General features: G+C 54.6%; 2 protein-coding genes and 1 pseudogene. All 3 read left to right on the forward strand.

The window, feature by feature from the left end:
* Positions 1-231, forward strand: a pseudogene (locus RMSM_RS28135) (cytochrome c oxidase subunit I); the annotation flags it as partial.
* 93 nt (positions 232-324) lie between these two features.
* Positions 325-1,524 carry a cytochrome c oxidase subunit 3 gene (locus RMSM_RS28140; protein ID WP_008705121.1) on the forward strand — a complete coding sequence of 400 codons (1,200 nt, stop codon included), beginning with the start codon at positions 325-327 and terminating at the stop codon, positions 1,522-1,524.
* Between the two features lie 111 nt (positions 1,525-1,635).
* Positions 1,636-2,022 (forward strand): cytochrome C oxidase subunit IV family protein, encoded by a 387-nt coding sequence (locus tag RMSM_RS28145; protein WP_008705123.1) that lies wholly within the window; start codon positions 1,636-1,638, stop codon positions 2,020-2,022.
* Positions 2,023-2,099: the final 77 nt, after the last annotated feature.

A 2,099-nucleotide genomic window follows, 5' to 3' on the forward strand; every position in this document is an offset into this window, starting at 1 on the left:
AAACGAGCACCTGCGAACCCCTGGGGCGGTGCGACTTTGGAATGGAACTGCACCAGCCCACCACCGTTCTACAACTTTGAACGTGCACCGGTTGTGGGTGACCCCTACGACTTCCACGACATCGAGTGGCAAGAATCGGACGAACGTTATGTGACGATTCAACCCGAACGTAAATTGGCTCCTGAGTCGGATCCATCGAAATCACCTGCTCCCGCTAGCCACAAGCACTAGTCGATCATTACCCCCGACTGATGTATCGTGGCAGCCCTTTGTCGGCTGCCGCTGCTTCTGACACTTTTAACCTTTTTCCTGCTTCCAATCTTCATGTCCACTCTCGAAGCTGATTCCGCGACTGACGCTCACGGCGATCATGATCATGACCACGATCACCCGTCGTATTTGGCGCATCATTTTGACACTCCCGAACAACAGTTCGACAGTGGCAAGCTTGGCATTTGGATCTTCCTCGTTACCGAAGTCCTGTTCTTTGGCGGGATGTTTTGTGCCTATGCGATCTTTCGCATGTTGCGGCCCGAGGTGTTCGAAGGTTGCAGCCAATTCCTTAACACCAAACTGGGTGCGATCAACACCGGCGTGCTGCTGTTTAGCTCGCTGACGATGGCGTGGGCGGTACGGTGTTCGCAAACGGAAAACCACAAAGGTCTGACCGCCTTGATCGCCACGACGCTTTCGTGTGCGATGGTCTTCCTGGGTGTAAAAGCGATTGAGTACTCGCACAAGTTTCACATGGGACTGCTTCCCGCTGGACTGTTTAGCTACGACCCGGCACACCCACATCACGAAGGCGGTCCAAACTATCTGGCCTGGATCTGTGCTCCGTTTGTGATCGCTCTGGTTGGCGTGGTGGTTTGGTACTTGGTTTCAAAGGTCCGAGACAAACAATTCCAAGCCGCAGTGGCGCTGCCGTTGATCGTCGTTTGTGCCAGTTTCTTTGGCGGCGTTGGTCTAGGCACGATTCTGGAAAGCGGAGATTCGACCGAGGCACATGCGGTCGAAAGCGGCGAGCATGCCGACGGTGAACATGTTGCCGCAGCAGGTGATCATGATGCCGAACATGCCGAGTCGCACGATGAAGCATTACACGCAGCGGCACCGGAAAGTGCTGGCAGCGTCGCCTACGGCGTGCGAGAACGATTGGCAACCGATGCCACCAACACCGGCGTCCAAAACGAATTGACGGCAATCGAGCGTCAAGCGGCAATGGCGAGCGGTTCGGCGATCGTGGGCCAGTACGAAATTGATGCGACGATCGATTCGGTCCCAAGTGAGTTCCTGACTCCCAGCCGAGCCGGCGTTTTCTTTAGTATCTACTACTGCATGACCGGTGTGCACGCGATCCACATTCTCGCTGGTATCGGGGTGTTGGTCTGGTTGCTAGTGCGATCGATTCGCCAAGATTTCAATCATAATTACTTTGGCCCTGTCGATTACGTCGGTCTGTATTGGCACTTGGTCGACTTGATTTGGATCTACCTGTTCCCGTTGTTGTACCTGATTCGCTAACGCGATTTTCGACGAATTGAATTGCTCTGGCGTCGCAGCAACCTGCGTTTGCCAGAGCCCCAATGCCCCTCGCGGCTGGACGACTCACACAACCTACCGATTGACTCAATTATGTCCGCTCACAATACCGCCTCTTCCGACCACGGCTCCGGTGAACATCGCGAAGGATACGATTTCGCTCACCCATTGCCGCTGCCAATCCTGTTCGGTGTCTTCGCCGCACTTGTCTTTTTGACCATCGTGACGGTCGCCCAAGCCAGCTTTGATCTCGGCGGCTTTGATGTCGTAATCGTGATGGCGATTGCGACAGTCAAAGCAACGCTCGTGGTCCTGTTCTTTATGCACGTGTTGTACGACAAACCATTCAACGCGGTGGTGTTCATCTCGTCGTTTGTGTTCTTGGCGATCTTTATCATCGCAACACTTAGCGATAGTCGATTGACCTCGCCCGACACCATCCTGGTGGATGACGCAGTCGTAACCACCACCGATTCCTAAGATCGGTTTCGTAGGCCGGATCGCAGCGGAGCGGAGATCCGGCATGGCGGCGGCAACGAATTCAACATCACTCTCGC

It is taken from the genome of Rhodopirellula maiorica SM1 (genome assembly GCF_000346295.1).
Taxonomy (GTDB): domain Bacteria; phylum Planctomycetota; class Planctomycetia; order Pirellulales; family Pirellulaceae; genus Novipirellula; species Novipirellula maiorica.